Consider the following 15,398-nt stretch of genomic DNA (forward strand, 5'->3'; position numbering starts at 1 on the left):
TCTTTTGTCATCCTGGAAGTATATTGGTAGAATGGTGGTTAAGCAGAAGCTACAGAGCTTATACTTAAGTTTGAGCAAGAACAGAACTCCCCTCCTTGGATAAGGAGAGGCAGGGGTGGTTGGATACGTTACCTCATCAAAGCAGGCAATCTAATAAAACAAAAGCCCTCTTCCGTTTCCTGAAGAGGGCTTCCATCTCATTTTATACTTTATCTTTACTTTTGCTTTTCCGGAGAGCCGGCAGCCATCAGGATATTCTGCACATTCTCATGCTTTGTGTAGTCAATAGCAGCTTTTCCGTTGCTATCAACAGCTTTAGCATCAGCACCGGACTGTAGCAGCGTAAGTATAATCTCAAAGTTTGCATCCATTTCGCAGGCCAGCATCAGCGGTGTTTTAGACTCATTATTGGTCATATTAGGATCAGCGCCGGCTTTCAGCAGCTTCTCCAGCTCCATAATACCAATATGCTGGCCAATAGTGGCCTGCAAAGCCTCAGCTAGCACTGTATTTCCATTTTTATCTTTGATGTTTGGGTTTGCACCTCTGGCAATCAGCGTATCCAAAAGATCTACCTGCTCCTGCTCGTATAATTCAGAGCGTACTCTGGAGCTGCTTACAGCATAGTGCATTGCAGTTTTGCCATCATCGTCCTGGGCATTGATATCGGCACCTTTCTGAAGTAACTGGCTTACAGCTTTCAGGCGCACTTCGGGTTCGTAAATGGCACCATAATCCTCCAGCAGCATCGGGATATAAACAGCATGCATTATAGGCGTACGACCATTAAACTCTGCCACAAAATCATCCGGAATAGCCAGTGTATTGGCATTGCCACCTGCAGCCAAAGCACGCTTCAGCATTTCAGGGTCGCGGTTTACAGCGGCAATTACCACTTTCTGGTCGGGTGTCTGGTTAATGTAAAGCAACTGTTCGTATGCCATCACACTGCCTTTAGAGATAGCCTGGCGGTATAGTTTACGTGCTTCATCGGTCTTAATCTCACCCAATGTGCCTTCTTCATAAAGCAAGCCCAACGTGTACAGTGCTTCACGCTCACCGGCCTCTACACCTTTCTGCAGCCAGTATACCGCCTTTTCAAAATCCTTCTTCACCCCTTCGCCGTTCAGGTACAGGTTTGCCAGCGAAGTATAGGCCACCACATCATTGGCGTTGGCCGCACGGTTCAGGTAGTTAAAGGCAAGGCTATGGTCTTTCAGCTCACCGAAACCGGTGTAATACATACTTCCCAGAATACGGTTCGCGAACGCATCGCCCTCTACAGCCTTTTCACGGATAACAATGGCAGCCGTGCGCATGTGCTGCATAAAGCGCTGCTTGTCATCTTGCGTTCTAAGTATAGTTTGCTCAGCCAGGCCCAGGTGCCCCAATAAACTACCTTCGTCTACGGCACGCTGGTAATAAAATGTCGCCGAGTCCTTGTTAGCCGAGAAGTACTTTTCTGCGTTCTGCACCTGCTTTACCGTATCAATCTGCACCGAATCATACTTCAGCTCACGGTACTGGTGCATGCGGCCTAAAAAGTATAAGGCATCGTTATCGCCTTCATTTACAGCCTGACTAAACTTTTGGTGTGCTTCCTGAAACTTAAGCGAAGTATAGTATACCATGGCTGTATCCATAGCAGGGCTGCGCCATATTTTCTTAACTAACAAAGAAGGTTTGGCAGTGGCCGCAGGCTTTTGATTAGCCGTTGCAGCGGCAGGTTTCTGAGCAGCCGGTTTTGCAGCCGCCTGCTTAGGAGCTGCTTTTTTTGTCGTGGTGGAGGTGCCGGCAGCAGGCTTTTTAGCAGATGCAGTAGTTGTTGTTTTTGCCTTAGCAGCTGGCGCCTTTGCGGGTGCTTTGGTCTGAGCAAAACCGATATTGCCGGCAAGTATAAGTGCCGCCGCAAGTATTAATTCTCTGGCTTTGATGCCTGTATTCCTATAGATGCTGTGTATCAATTCTTCTTTGTTAATTCTTTATGAACAACTGCAAAAGTACAGCTATCCTTTGTTTAAATCAAAAACGGGCTTTTTAGTCACAAAATTGCACTGTTTTACCTTCTATGTTAAACGCTTTGGATCAACTTCCTGTTCATCTTATAACATCTTTCTGAAACACTTACAGCACGAGCCGTGCCAAATGTCGAGTCCCGGTTCAGAAAAAGGATTAGTATTCGTAACTTGCATAGATTTTAAGACGCACGCGGAAGAGAAGAAATGGATTATATCAGCTTATTAAATGAGTCGCAACGCGCGGCGGTACTTCACACCGACGGACCAGCCATGATTATTGCGGGTGCAGGCTCTGGAAAAACACGAGTTTTAACTTATAGGATAGCGCATCTGATCAGCCAGAACGTAGATCCATTTAACATACTGGCCCTTACCTTTACAAACAAGGCTGCCAAAGAAATGCGCCACCGTATCGAAAAGGTGATCGGCAACGAGGCCAAGAATATCTGGATGGGTACGTTCCACTCCGTGTTCTCGCGCATACTTCGCGCCGAGGCCGATAAAATTGGCTACCCGAAAAGTTTTACCATTTACGACACCGACGATTCCAAGACGCTCATTCGCAATATTGTGAAGGAGATGAACCTGGATGATAAGCTGTACAAACCCAATGTGGTATTGGGAAGAATATCTTCTGCAAAAAATAAGCTGATCTCGCACAAGCAATACAACAACGACCCGGTTATTCAAGCCGACGACGAGGCTGCTATGCGTCCGAAGATCGGTAAGATCTACGAACAGTACCAGAACCGCTGCTTTAAGGCCGGCGCCATGGACTTCGATGACCTGCTGTTCCAGACCAACGTGCTTTTCCGCGACCACCCGGACGCGCTAAACAAATACCAGAACATCTTTAAGTTTGTGATGGTGGACGAGTACCAAGATACGAACTACTCGCAATACCTGATCACGCGAAAACTGGCTGCCCAGAACCGTAACATTGTAGTAGTAGGCGACGACGCGCAGTCTATTTATGCGTTCCGTGGCGCCGATATACAGAACATCCTAAACTTTGAGCGCGACTACCCGGAACTGCAGGTGTTTAAGCTGGAGCAGAACTACCGCTCTACCAAAAACATCGTGAACGCAGCCAACTCGGTTATCAAAAACAACTCGGCTCAACTTAAAAAAGATGTTTACACTGATAACGAGCAGGGGCCGCTGATTGAGGTAATTAAAGCCAATTCTGATAACGAGGAGGGCAAACTGGTGGCGACCACTATTTTCGAGGAGAAAATGAACAACCACCTCTCCTACGACGACTTTGCCATACTTTACCGTACCAATGCACAGTCGAGGGCCATGGAAGAAGCCCTGCGCCGCATGAACATAAAGTATAAAATTGTGGGCGGCCTGTCGTTCTACCAGCGCAAAGAGATCAAGGATTTGATTGCTTACCTGCGCCTGACGGTGAACCCGAACGACGAGCAGGCTTTACGCCGTGTCATAAACTACCCGAAACGTGGTATTGGCGAAACGACAGAATCTAAAATCTTTGTAACGGCTGATGAAACCAACCATACAGTGTGGGAGGTGGTGCAGAACGCCAGCCAGTTCTTAGGAAACCGCGTGGGCACAGCCATCGAGAACTTCTCGCTCATGATCCGGGAGTTTGCCATCATGGCCGAGCAGAACGATGCCTTTGAGGTAGCCAAACACGTAGCCAAGCGCTCCGGCATTGTAGAAGACCTGTACCAGGATAAAACCGTAGAAGGCCTGGCCCGTTACGAAAACATCCAGGAGCTCCTGAACGGTATAAAAGAGTATGTAGATGATCCGGAGAAAGAAGACAAGAGCCTGGATGCTTTCCTGCAGGACATCGCCCTGATCACCGATGCCGATACCAAAGCAGACGACGACGGCGAGTTTGTTACCCTGATGACAATTCACTCGGCCAAAGGACTTGAGTTTAAGAATGTATTTATTGTGGGCATGGAAGAAAACCTTTTCCCGAGCCAGATGATGCTGAACTCACGTGCCGACCTGGAGGAAGAACGCCGCCTGTTTTACGTGGCTATTACCCGCGCCGAGAAAAAGTTATACTTAACCTACGCTACCAGCCGTTACCAGTGGGGTAACCTGAGAGCCTGCGAAAAGAGTCGCTTTTTAGATGAAATAGATCCTAAGTACCTTAACTTTAAGTATGGCGACGCGGGCACAGCCAGTGGAGGCAATGTTTTCGATAGGGTGTTGCAGCGCAAGAGCAGCATCAGCAGCCTGGTACAGCCACCGGCACGCAAGCAGGTTGCAACGGCCTACACAGCACCAGCTGATTTTAAACCAAGCGATACATCCAAGCTGGCAGCCGGCATGAAAGTAGAGCACCCGAAGTTCGGTTTTGGCGTAGTAGCAAAAATGGATACCCAGGGTAACAGCGTAAAAGCCATCATTAACTTTGATGAGGTAGGCGAAAAAACGTTGCTGCTAAGCTTTGCTAAACTGCGCATCCATGAATAAGGAATTACGATTTAAGAATTACGAGTTATTAATTCTAATATCGTTTTTCTTGTGATGCCCGTTAAAGCAGTTATACTAATCAAAATTCGTAATTCTTAATTTTTAGTTCGTAATTCGTAATTCGTAATTCTCAATATATAATGGAAGCGAGTACCTCATTTAAACAAGACCTTTTGCTGCGCGAGTATGGCCGCAATGTACAGGACCTGGTAAACTACATTTCTAAAGTAGAAGACCGTGCCGAACGTACACGCCTGTCGCAGTTACTTATAAACCTGATGGCCAAGCTGAACCCACAGCTGCGCGATACCCAGGACTACCAGCAGAAGCTCTGGAACCACCTGTTCGTGATGTCAGGCTCTACCCTGGATGTGGATGCTCCTTACCCGCTAAGCGCTATGGAATATCTGAACGATAAGCCACAGCCAATGGAATATGCAACCGAGACTCCGGCATTTAAACATTATGGCACCAACGTGGAGTTGCTGATACAAAAGGCAACGGAGCTGGAGGACGAGAAAGAGCGTGAAGCTGCTATTGTATCCATCGGTAAACTGATGAAAACGCTGTACAGGTCTTATAACAAAGATAGTATAACGGATGATGTTATACTGAACGATATCCGCCAACTGTCTAAAGGCCAACTGAACATGGACCTGCGCTACATTGAGAGCAACAACTTGTTTGAGTCTAATGTTAGTGGAGGCGGCAGCAGGCAGCAGGATAACCAGCAGCGTAGCCAACAGCAAAACCGTGGCGGCGACAACCGCAACAGAAAAAACCAAAGATCCTCTTCCAATCAAAGAAATAAATAGTATAAATGGCTTCATTTGAAGTAAAAGGCGGCAATAAACTAAAGGGCGATATTTACCCACAGGGTGCAAAAAACGAGGCATTGCAGATACTGTGTGCTGTATTGCTTACCGCAGAACCTGTTAAAATCTCTAATATTCCGGACATCCGGGATGTAAATAAACTAATTGAGCTGCTGAAAGGCTTAGGCGTAAAAGTGGAGCGCAATGCGCCAGATACTTATACTTTTCAGGCAGACGATGTAAACCTTGACTACCTGGATACGGAAGCTTTTGTAGAGCAAGGCCGTGCTATTCGAGGTTCTGTAATGATCGTTGGCCCGATGCTGGCCCGCTTCGGCAAAGCCAAAATGCCAAAGCCGGGTGGCGACAAAATTGGCCGCCGCAGACTGGATACCCACTTTATCGGCTTCGAGAAACTAGGTGCACAATTTGAGTACAGCTCTGAAGAAAGCTTCTACGGCGTGCATGCCGATCGTCTTAAGGGCGCTTACATGCTCTTAGACGAAGCATCAGTAACCGGTACCGCCAACATACTAATGGCAGCCGTACTTGCCGAAGGCACCACCACTATTTACAACGCAGCCTGCGAGCCTTACGTGCAGCAGCTGTGCCGCATGCTTAACCGCATGGGTGCTAAAATTAGCGGGGTAGGTTCTAACCTGCTGGTAATTGAGGGGGTAGAAAAATTAGGCGGAACAGAGCACCGCATGCTACCCGATATGATCGAGATTGGCTCTTTCATCGGCTTAGCTGCCATGACGGGATCAGAAATCACCATCAAAGATTGCCAGATTGCAGAATTGGGTCTGATACCGGATACTTTCAAGAGCCTAGGCATTAAAATGGAGTTCCGTGGCGATGATATTCACATTCCGGCTCAGGACAACTACGAAGTAGCTACTTATATTGACGGAAGTATACTTAACATTGCCGACCATACCTGGCCAGGCCTAACCCCAGACTTGCTAAGCGTAGCACTGGTTGTAGCTACTCAAGCAAAAGGTACAGTACTGGTACACCAGAAAATGTTCGAAAGCCGCTTGTTCTTCGTGGATAAGCTGATAGACATGGGTGCCCAGATCATACTTTGCGATCCGCACCGTGCCACTGTAATTGGTCTTGATAATCAGATGCCGTTACGCGGCATCCGCATGGCCTCTCCCGATATTCGTGCCGGTGTGGCGCTGCTTATTGCTGCGCTCTCTGCCGAAGGTACCAGCATTATCGATAATGTAGAGCAGATTGACCGTGGCTACCAAAACATTGATGGCCGCCTAAATGCCATTGGTGCACAGATCAGAAGAATATAACGTATAAATTTATACTTTGAAGATAAGAAAGAGCACCTGCTAAGGGTGCTCTTTTTGTTTTTAATCTATATATTAATGTGTGGAATGTATGGTTAAAATATCGTACTCCATTCATAGTGCAGATAGTGGGAGTAGGTACTCCTGCTTTACGCTAGTTAGGCAACACTAAAATATATGAGTAGCACTATAGGTTTTGATAATATTGTTCAAGATGTAAAAGCTATATTCTTGCAAAAGTGTGGCCTTACCGAGCAATCATTACAGATTAAATATGAAGAGCCGTACTTAAGAATTAATGTTTCCAGCGAATCTTTTCCATTTGACAGAAACGGCTTCTATATTGAGAAAATAGATAAAATAAATACCCTAAAAGCATTCTCCACCATGCGAAGTAGGGATACATACTATTTCCTCAAATCACTGGAAGAAGTTTGCATTAGCCCATTCAAATTAGATTTAATTGATGGCCTGAAATATGAACCTGATGCGATTCGTGCTCTAGTGCCTATTGAAAAAAATATTGAACCACAGGACTTCCTTGCTGTGGAATACTTAATATCAGACTATTTAACTGGCATAATAGATATTTCAAAGACTCTTAAAGAAAACAAATAAATAGCTTTGCCTAACCCTGCACAGGCTTCATTCTCGGCTTTGCCTCGCCCGCTGCCTGTACCAACCGTTAGCAGTAATCAAAAATTAAAAACGAAAACAAACGATTCAAAATGAAAAAAGCCCACCTGCTCCCACTTCTTCTTTTCATTCTTATAACTGCCTGTAATACAAAAGAACCTTCACCTGCACCGACCGCTAATGAACTAATCAAAGGAAAATGGACAAGCACCAGTATCATGCGAAAATACTATGATGAGTCTGGAACTTTAATTCATCAGAAAGTAGAGGACAGCGGGTGGTACTACGACTTTGACGGGATAAAATACAGTATAAGCGTTCCCCCTGTAAAGGGACAGCAGCCTGCCACATACACTGAGGCTTTTTCAGGAAAATATACTGTAGAACAGGTAAACGGCAAAGATTACTACAGTTTCGTCGAGAACGGAGTTACTGTTGAGATATCTGATATTTCAGAAGCAAGGATGACTTGGTTGCAGATTAGCTCCATCCGAACATACTATCAAGGTGGTACGGAGATGACCGCAGATAGCGCCGTTCAAATTACAATGTTTGCAAGACGTTAAGAAAATGAATTCTGTTAACCCTGCTCAGGCTTAAGATTCGGCTAATGCCTTGTCTTAGCCTGTACTAAACGTTAGTTGCTGCCTTCAAGAACAACCCACAAACCAAAATGTCAGATATTGAGATCAAAGAAGTAACGCCCAAAGATATTGATCAACTCCAAGAAATTGGAAGGCGAACTTTTCACGAAACTTTTTCAGGAGGAAACACCAAAGCGAATATGAGAAAGTATTTGGAAGAAGGGTTCTCGCATGAAAAATTGGCTACTGAGCTAAATGACCCAAATACTGCATTCTACTTTGCCACCCTTGAGAACAAGGTAATTGGCTACCTGAAACTAAACTTTGGACAGTCTCAGACTGAATTGAAAGACAGCAAAGCTCTTGAGATTGAACGAATTTATGTGTTGAGAGAATATCACGGCAAAAAAGTGGGACAACTACTCTATGATAAAGCAATCCAGATAGCCCGGCAGAAAAATGCGGAATATGTTTGGCTGGGAGTTTGGGAAGAAAATCCGAGAGCCATAAGCTTTTATAAGAAAAACGGGTTTGTTGCTTTTGACAAGCATATTTTCAGGTTAGGCGATGACGAGCAGACAGACATTATGATGAAACTGCAATTGAATAACTGAGTCGCCGTTATCGCTTGAATGGCGGTACGGTGGTAAACACCACATTCCTGAACACAGCTAAAAGTAAGTTACAGCCTCCCCTGCTACTTCAGAAAACAGTTTATACTTTTGCATCTGCAAGTATAAATCCCGTATTACCCCTTTATGAAATATACTCCTCCTGAAATAAGAACCGTTGATGTGGTTCGGTACGTAACGCCGCTGCGCGAAGGCGGTTCGCTGCCAGCCATCGTAGAGGCCGACGATGAGTTTCTGTATGTACTAAAGTTCAGAGGTGCCGGCCAGGGTGTGAAAGCTTTGATCGCAGAACTTATCTCCGGCGAAATAGCCCGTTTGCTGGGCTTTCAGGTGCCGGAAATTGTATTCGTTAATTTAGATGAAGCCTTTGGCCGCACCGAACCCGACGAAGAAATACAAGACCTGCTACGTGCCAGCGAAGGCCTGAACCTGGCGCTGCACTACCTGACTGGTGCCATTACCTTTGATGCTTTAGTGAACGAGGTAGATGCGAAATTAGCTTCCCAAATAGTATGGCTGGATGGCCTGATCGTGAATGTGGACCGCACCTGCCGCAACACCAATATGCTGATGTGGAAAAAAGAACTGTGGCTGATTGACCATGGAGCATCTTTATACTTTCATCACAACTGGGGTAACTCAGAAGAGCAGGCCAAACGCCCTTTTGTCCAGATAAAAGACCATGTACTGCTGCCTAAAGCCACTGATTTGCAAACTGTTGACAAAGAGTTTAGTATCATACTTACACCTGAACGCATACAGGCTATCGTTGCGCTGATCCCGGATTCATGGCTTGCCGGCGTTGAGTCACCATTTACCACAGCCGAAGAACACCGGCAGGCATACGCCAATTTCCTGAATATAAGAATCGCTAACTCAGGCATATTTGTGAAAGGAGCGCAGGATGCAATATAAGCACTTATTTGAGTATGCCGTTATACGGGTAGTGCCGCGGGTAGAGCGAGAGGAGTTCGTAAATGTGGGTGTTATACTTTACTGCCGTGGCCTGGGCTTTCTGCAAACCGTTTATACCTTAAACGAGGAAAGGCTAAAGGCATTTTCTAAAGATCTGGAAATAGAAGAACTACAGGAAAGACTACAGGCATTTGAACGTATTTGCAAAGGCCGCTCCGAAGGCGGGCAAATCGGACAACTGTCAATTGCGGAGCGTTTCCGCTGGCTTACTGCTGCACGTAGCACGGTTGTACAAACTTCAGCGGTACATCCTGGTCTCTGCTCAAATGCGCAGGAGATGTTGGATCATTTGCACAGCCAGCTAGTGTTGTAACCTTCCCTTACCCCCACTAAAAACAGGAGGAGGTAAGTTATTACCGGAGCCAGCACCCAGACGGTGACATAGGATGGTTGGACCCGGAACTACAAGCAGCCCAGCCACTCTAACACCTTAACCCTATTACCTGATCAACCTTTACTTAAAAACCATTTGAGCCAAAGTATAGAAAAGGCTAACTTTGAATTCAAATATGAAGTTATGAGCAAAGCAAATTGGATTACCGTAAAGGAATACGAGGATATAACCTATAAAAAAGCAGACGGCGTAGCCCGTATTGCTTTCAATCGACCAAACGTACGTAACGCCTTCAGGCCAAAAACAGTATTTGAGCTGTTCGATGCCTTTCTGGATGCCCGTGAGGATACTTCTATTGGCGTAGTACTACTTTCTGCAGAGGGTCCTTCTACCAAAGATGGCGTTTACTCTTTCTGCAGTGGCGGCGACCAAAATGCACGCGGCTTTCAGGGCTATGTGGATGAGTCTGGAATACCGCGCCTGAACATCCTGGAAGTACAGCGTTTGATCCGCTTCATGCCGAAGGTGGTAATAGCTGTAGTGCCGGGTTGGGCAGTTGGAGGCGGGCATAGCTTACACGTAGTATGCGACTTGACGCTAGCCAGCAAAGAGCACGCGATCTTTAAACAAACCGATGCCGATGTGACCAGCTTCGACGGTGGATATGGTTCTGCTTACCTGGCTAAAATGGTAGGTCAGAAACGTGCCCGTGAGATCTTCTTCCTGGGTAGAAACTACTCGGCACAAGAGGCTTACGACATGGGCATGGTAAACGCCGTTATCCCGCACAACGAGCTGGAAGATACCGCTTACGAGTGGGCGCAGGAGATACTGGCAAAGTCGCCGACCTCTATTAAAATGCTTAAGTTTGCCTTTAATGCTACCGACGATGGTATGGTAGGCCAACAGGTATTTGCCGGCGAAGCAACCCGCCTTGCTTACATGACTGAGGAAGCCAAAGAAGGTAGAAATGCCTTCCTGGAGAAGCGTAAGCCAAACTTCAAAAACATTCCTTGGATTTCGTAATAGAAGCATAAAGTATAAAATAAAGGCCTGCTGCATTTACTGCAGCAGGCCTTTATTTTATACTTTATGGACTGTTGGGTAGTTGTTAGCCCCGGAATTGCTATTCCTCTCCCCCGCTCCTGCGTGAGCCGCTATACAACTCATACTTCAGCAAACGGCAATCTATCGGGCCATTATAAAGCGGGGTACGGCGTGAAGCACGCAAGCCTATACTTTTGGCAGCATCAAGGTTGCCGGTAAACACAAAAGCGTCAAAGCCCTGGTAATTGTTCTTCAGCGTATCGCCTATGTTCTTGTACAGCAGGTTGATGTCGTCAGATTGGATACGCTCATTGTAAGGTGGGTTCATCACTAGAACGCCATGATCAGCAGGCGCTGTAGTTTCGAAGAAATCGGCTTCCTGAACTTTAATTACGTGCTGCAGCCCTACGTTTGCAACGTTAGTCTTGGTTGCCTCAATATAATCAGGGTCTATATCATAACCTACAATTTCTGTCTGTGCTGTTTTTCTTTCTTTAGCCTCAGCGGTGTTCCACACCATCTCAAACAACTGCTCATTATAGTCTTTCCACTTTTCAAAGCCAAACGGGTCGCGGCGGAATAGGCCTGGCGCAATATTCTGGGCCATCAAGGCAGCCTCAATCAAAAAGGTACCAGAACCGCACATGGGGTCTATAAATGTAGACTTTTTGTCCCAGCCGGATAACGCAATGATACCAGCTGCCAGCACCTCGTTTAGCGGAGCCACGTTGGTTTGCAGGCGGTAGCCACGGCGGTGCAACGAATCCCCTGACGAATCAAGCGACAGGGTTACCATGTTCTCATGCATGTGCAGGTTAATACGCAAGTCTGGTCTTATTCTATCTACAGATGGTCGTTCGCCAGTTTTTTTGCGAAACTGGTCTACAATGGCATCTTTAGTAAGCTGGGCTACATACAGCGAGTGCTCAAACGTAGAGTGGCTCACAACAGCATCAATAGCAAATGTCTGGTCCACATCCAGGTACTCCGACCAGTTGGTTTTCTGCACCTGCTCGTACAGGTCTTTCTCGTCGCGGGCTTTAAAGTTACGGATGGGCTTAAGTATACGAATAGCAGTACGGCACCACAGGTTGGCCTCGTATAGCTGGCGCAGGTTACCCGAGCAGGTTACAGCACGGTTGCCCACCTTAATGAATTCCATGTCCAGGTCGCGGAGTTCTGCTGCCAATACTTCTTCCAAACCTGAAAGTGTGGTTGCGATGATGTTAAAATTCTCGTTCTGTTTCTGCTTCGCCATACTTTATACTTTAATCTGTCTGCAAAAATAGCACTAATGAAATTACGAAGTATGAATTATGACTTATGATTTTCCTGAGTCAGCTACTAAAGTATAGCAGTATAAAGGCTAACCTGGTCTAATAACGTGCAGGTACTGTCAGGCTTATTGCACCATAACAGGGTTCCATCACTCATAATTTGTAATTTGTAATTCGTAATTTATATCACCTTTTCTTAATTTACGCTTTTTAATGCCGACTTTGATTATAAAACCGGCAGAGTCTGGCAGATTTCACCCTATAAACACCCAATATGCACCTCGACGTAATCGATTGGATCGTAATGGCCGTCTTCGGCATCTTAATTTTAGGCATTGGCATTAGTTATACTGGCAAAGCAAGCGGTAGTTTGGCTAATTACTTTCTCGGAGGGCGTAACTTAACCTGGTGGGTAGCGGGCACATCAATGGTAGCTACCACTTTTGCCGCCGACACGCCGCTTGCCGTTACAGAACTTGTAGCCCAAAGCGGTATATCTGGTAACTGGCTCTGGTGGAACATGCTGCTTGGTGGTTTGCTTACAACCTTCTTCTTCGCGAAACTCTGGCGCCGCGCCGGCATCATCACCGACCTTGAATTTATAGAGATGCGCTATGCCGGAAAACCAGCCTCTTTCCTGCGTGGTTTCAGAGCAATTTACCTAGGCATTTTCATGAACAGCTTGATCATCGGTTGGGTAAACGTAGCCCTGATGTCAATCATTGAAGTATTTTTCGAGGTGCCAAAATCGGAGCAGCTAATGTATGTAGCCATTGCCATGCTGGTAGTTGTTACTTATTCTTCTCTTTCCGGTTTATTGGGTGTTGCTATTACCGATGTGGTACAATTTGTAATTGCCATGGCAGGTTGTATTATACTTGCTTACCTGGTAGTTACTTCCGAGAAAATTGGTGGTATTACTGGTTTAAAGGAAAAGCTGCCAAGCTGGTCTTTGGATTACTTTCCAAGTATAGGTTCCGGTGAAGCCACGGCCACAGGAGTTGCTAAATCGCTTACGCTTTCGTTGGGTGCTTTCCTGGCCTTTACAACTGTGCAATGGTGGGCTAGCTGGTATCCAGGAAACGAGCCTGGCGGCGGCGGTTACATTGCCCAGCGTATGATGAGTACAAAAGATGAGAAGCACGCCCTTTACGCTACCCTTTTCTTCCAGATCGGTCATTACTGCATCCGTCCGTGGCCGTGGATTATAGTAGCGCTTTGTGCAGTTGTTTTATACCCTGATCTTTCTGCTGCTGATAAAAAACTTGGCTATGTAATGGCTATGAAAGACTTCCTGCCTGCCGGTTTAAAAGGCCTGTTGCTGGTGGCTTTCTTTGCCGCTTACATGAGTACCATCTCTACGCAGCTTAACTGGGGCGCCAGCTACATCATCAACGACTTTTACGGCCGCTTTATTAACAAAGAGGCAAGCCAGAAGCAGCTGGTAACGGCATCGCGTATCACAACGGTAATTCTGATGGTTGTATCACTAGCCGTAACCACTCAGATTACCTCAATCTCTGCAGTTTGGGCCTTTATTATGGAGGCTGGTGCCGGTCTTGGCCTGGTGCTCATACTCCGTTGGTACTGGTGGCGCATCAACGCCTGGAGTGAGATTGTGGCTACCCTTGCACCATTCATTGCCTTTGGCGTTTCAAAGTTTATACTTGGTTGGGAGTTCCCGAACAGCTTCTTCCTGACGGTGGGCTTTACAACCGTAGCCTGGCTGGTGGCAACATTTGTTACACGCCCGGCGCCCATTGCTAAACTGCAGGCTTTCTACGAAAAAATTCAGCCAGACGGCGCCTGGGCACCAGTACGTAAGTCACTGGACCTGCCTAAGCCTAAAACAAAGGTATTTCACCTGCTTATCGGCTGGATATCGGCAGCGGTGATGGTATACTCTACCCTGTTCCTAATCGGCGACCTGATCTTCCAGAACTATGCCCGCTTTGCCATGTGGTTAGTTTTTGCATTAGTAGCAGGTTTTACAATGGTTTATACTTCCAAGCGCATTAACTTCTTCCAGGACTAATTTTGAGTTAGAAAGTTAAAGAGTTTGTGAGTTACAGAGTTGAAAGTATGAGTGGAGCATTTGCCTCTGCTCATACTTTTTTTATGAAATTGATTTGCTAAAAGTATAACCCACCTCACCCCTCCTAGGAGAGGAATTTTGCTCACTTACTTGTCCATTCTCACTCTCTAGCTCCCAAACTCTTTAACTTTCTAACTCCAATCCTTACCTTTGCGCTATAAAGTTACCGCTTATGAAACTGCAGTCCGATTATTCTCTTAAGGCTTATAATACATTTGGCATTGATGTAAAAGCAAAGCTATTTGTGCAGTTTAGTACTGTGCAGGAGTTGCAGGAGCTGTTACGAATGCCGGAACTAAAGCAGGAAGAGAAGCTGGTACTGGGCGGCGGCAGTAACGTGCTCTTTACCAAAGATTTTGACGGTGTGGTGCTGCGCAACGAGATAATGGGAATTGAAGTACTTCGCCAGGACGATGAATATGTGTACATTAAGGCAGGAAGCGGTGAAGTATGGCATGAGTTTGTAATTTATACTTTGGAGCATAACCTGGGCGGCCTTGAAAACCTTTCGCTGATACCGGGTTCTGTGGGAGCGGCACCCTTACAGAATATTGGTGCTTATGGCGTAGAGTTGAAAGATGTATTTCATGAGCTAGAAGCGGTAGAGATTGAAACCGGAGAAGTTTATACTTTTGACAACAACACCTGCCAGTTCGGGTACCGTGAAAGCGTTTTCAAAAACAAGCTCAAGGGCCGCTACATTGTAACAGCTGTTACGTTTAAACTACATAAAGAACACCGTATCAACACAAGTTACGGCGCTATTCAAACTACGCTACAGGAAATGCAGGTGCAGCAACCAACCATTCAGGATATAAGTGCTGCCGTCTGCCACATCCGCAGCACCAAATTGCCAAACCCTAAAGAGATCGGCAACGCAGGCAGTTTCTTTAAAAACCCGGAAATACCGCTCTCACAGTACGAGCAACTAAAGGCGCAATTTTCAGATATCCCTTCTTACCCAGTATCTGAATCTACAGTTAAAGTACCAGCTGGCTGGCTAATTGAGCAGTGTGGCTGGAAAGGAAAAGTTATCGAGAACTACGGCGTGCATAAAAATCAGGCACTGGTGCTGGTAAACTATGGCGGAGCCAAAGGTGAGCAGGTGCGCCAGTTAGCATTTGACATTATTGCCTCTGTAGAAGATAAATTTGGAATAAAGCTACACCCAGAGGTAAACATACTTTAATCTCAAAATAAAGTATAAAAAACAGGGTATAT

Annotated in this window: 13 protein-coding genes; 11 read left to right on the forward strand and 2 right to left on the reverse strand. The window is 46.0% G+C overall.

All coding sequences use genetic code 11. The features are described 5' to 3' along the window. Window positions 1-215: 215 nt before the first annotated feature. Window positions 216-1,964 carry an ankyrin repeat domain-containing protein gene (locus WG943_RS01315; RefSeq protein WP_340406313.1) on the reverse strand — a complete coding sequence of 583 codons (1,749 nt, stop codon included), beginning with the start codon at window positions 1,962-1,964 and terminating at the stop codon, window positions 216-218. Between the two features lie 258 nt (window positions 1,965-2,222). On the opposite strand from WG943_RS01315, the gene WG943_RS01320 reads away from it, so the two are divergent. From WG943_RS01320 to WG943_RS01360, 9 genes are all read left to right on the forward strand, one after another. Continuing rightward, complete coding sequence (locus tag WG943_RS01320) at window positions 2,223-4,475, forward strand: ATP-dependent helicase (protein ID WP_340406314.1); 2,253 nt, start codon at window positions 2,223-2,225, stop codon at window positions 4,473-4,475. A 140-nt stretch (window positions 4,476-4,615) separates the two neighbouring features. Further along, window positions 4,616-5,290 (forward strand): DUF4290 domain-containing protein, encoded by a 675-nt coding sequence (locus WG943_RS01325; RefSeq protein ID WP_340406315.1) that lies wholly within the window; start codon window positions 4,616-4,618, stop codon window positions 5,288-5,290. Between the two features lie 5 nt (window positions 5,291-5,295). After that, window positions 5,296-6,600, forward strand: a complete 1,305-nt coding sequence (murA, locus tag WG943_RS01330) for a UDP-N-acetylglucosamine 1-carboxyvinyltransferase (protein ID WP_340406317.1) — start codon at window positions 5,296-5,298, stop codon at window positions 6,598-6,600. Between the two features lie 174 nt (window positions 6,601-6,774). Then, a complete protein-coding gene (locus WG943_RS01335) occupies window positions 6,775-7,215 on the forward strand; it encodes a hypothetical protein (RefSeq protein WP_340406319.1) in 441 nt (146 codons plus the stop codon). Between the two features lie 110 nt (window positions 7,216-7,325). Further along, window positions 7,326-7,799 carry a hypothetical protein gene (locus tag WG943_RS01340; RefSeq protein WP_340406321.1) on the forward strand — a complete coding sequence of 158 codons (474 nt, stop codon included), beginning with the start codon at window positions 7,326-7,328 and terminating at the stop codon, window positions 7,797-7,799. A gap of 107 nt (window positions 7,800-7,906) precedes the next feature. Continuing rightward, entirely contained in the window at window positions 7,907-8,431 is a 525-nt protein-coding gene (locus WG943_RS01345; protein ID WP_340406323.1) for a GNAT family N-acetyltransferase, read from the forward strand. A gap of 144 nt (window positions 8,432-8,575) precedes the next feature. Then, window positions 8,576-9,364, forward strand: a complete 789-nt coding sequence (locus WG943_RS01350; RefSeq protein ID WP_340406324.1) for a HipA family kinase — start codon at window positions 8,576-8,578, stop codon at window positions 9,362-9,364. After that, entirely contained in the window at window positions 9,354-9,737 is a 384-nt protein-coding gene (locus tag WG943_RS01355) for a DUF3037 domain-containing protein (RefSeq protein WP_340406325.1), read from the forward strand. Before WG943_RS01350 ends, WG943_RS01355 begins: the two co-directional genes overlap by 11 nt. A gap of 204 nt (window positions 9,738-9,941) precedes the next feature. Further along, window positions 9,942-10,784, forward strand: a complete 843-nt coding sequence (locus WG943_RS01360) for a 1,4-dihydroxy-2-naphthoyl-CoA synthase (protein ID WP_340406327.1) — start codon at window positions 9,942-9,944, stop codon at window positions 10,782-10,784. A 100-nt stretch (window positions 10,785-10,884) separates the two neighbouring features. Here the strand turns inward: WG943_RS01360 and WG943_RS01365 are convergent, their stop codons facing one another. After that, entirely contained in the window at window positions 10,885-12,063 is a 1,179-nt protein-coding gene (locus tag WG943_RS01365; protein ID WP_340406329.1) for a THUMP domain-containing class I SAM-dependent RNA methyltransferase, read from the reverse strand. 293 nt (window positions 12,064-12,356) lie between these two features. Between WG943_RS01365 and WG943_RS01370 the strand changes: the two genes are divergently transcribed. After that, window positions 12,357-14,117: a sodium:solute symporter family protein gene (locus tag WG943_RS01370; protein WP_340406330.1), complete on the forward strand. Its 1,761-nt coding sequence runs from the start codon at window positions 12,357-12,359 to the stop codon at window positions 14,115-14,117. A gap of 232 nt (window positions 14,118-14,349) precedes the next feature. Then, on the forward strand, window positions 14,350-15,366 hold the full coding sequence (murB, locus tag WG943_RS01375) for a UDP-N-acetylmuramate dehydrogenase (RefSeq protein ID WP_340406331.1): 1,017 nt from the start codon (window positions 14,350-14,352) through the stop codon (window positions 15,364-15,366). The last annotated feature ends 32 nt before the right edge of the window (window positions 15,367-15,398 follow it).

It is taken from the genome of Pontibacter sp. H249, assembly GCF_037892465.1.
Lineage (GTDB): Bacteria > Bacteroidota > Bacteroidia > Cytophagales > Hymenobacteraceae > Pontibacter.

What these genes read in the sequence shown, in the direction of transcription:
- murA (WP_340406317.1), top strand. Translation starts at nt 5,296, where the DNA reads ATGGCTTCATTTGAAGTAAAAGGCGGCAATAAACTAAAGGGCGATATT.
- WG943_RS01355 (WP_340406325.1), top strand. Translation starts at nt 9,354, where the DNA reads ATGCAATATAAGCACTTATTTGAGTATGCCGTTATACGGGTAGTGCCG.
- WG943_RS01320 (WP_340406314.1), top strand. Translation starts at nt 2,223, where the DNA reads ATGGATTATATCAGCTTATTAAATGAGTCGCAACGCGCGGCGGTACTT.
- WG943_RS01360 (WP_340406327.1), top strand. Translation starts at nt 9,942, where the DNA reads ATGAGCAAAGCAAATTGGATTACCGTAAAGGAATACGAGGATATAACC.
- WG943_RS01345 (WP_340406323.1), top strand. Translation starts at nt 7,907, where the DNA reads ATGTCAGATATTGAGATCAAAGAAGTAACGCCCAAAGATATTGATCAA.
- WG943_RS01370 (WP_340406330.1), top strand. Translation starts at nt 12,357, where the DNA reads ATGCACCTCGACGTAATCGATTGGATCGTAATGGCCGTCTTCGGCATC.
- murB (WP_340406331.1), top strand. Translation starts at nt 14,350, where the DNA reads ATGAAACTGCAGTCCGATTATTCTCTTAAGGCTTATAATACATTTGGC.
- WG943_RS01335 (WP_340406319.1), top strand. Translation starts at nt 6,775, where the DNA reads ATGAGTAGCACTATAGGTTTTGATAATATTGTTCAAGATGTAAAAGCT.
- WG943_RS01340 (WP_340406321.1), top strand. Translation starts at nt 7,326, where the DNA reads ATGAAAAAAGCCCACCTGCTCCCACTTCTTCTTTTCATTCTTATAACT.
- WG943_RS01365 (WP_340406329.1), bottom strand. Translation starts at nt 12,063, where the DNA reads ATGGCGAAGCAGAAACAGAACGAGAATTTTAACATCATCGCAACCACA.
- WG943_RS01325 (WP_340406315.1), top strand. Translation starts at nt 4,616, where the DNA reads ATGGAAGCGAGTACCTCATTTAAACAAGACCTTTTGCTGCGCGAGTAT.
- WG943_RS01350 (WP_340406324.1), top strand. Translation starts at nt 8,576, where the DNA reads ATGAAATATACTCCTCCTGAAATAAGAACCGTTGATGTGGTTCGGTAC.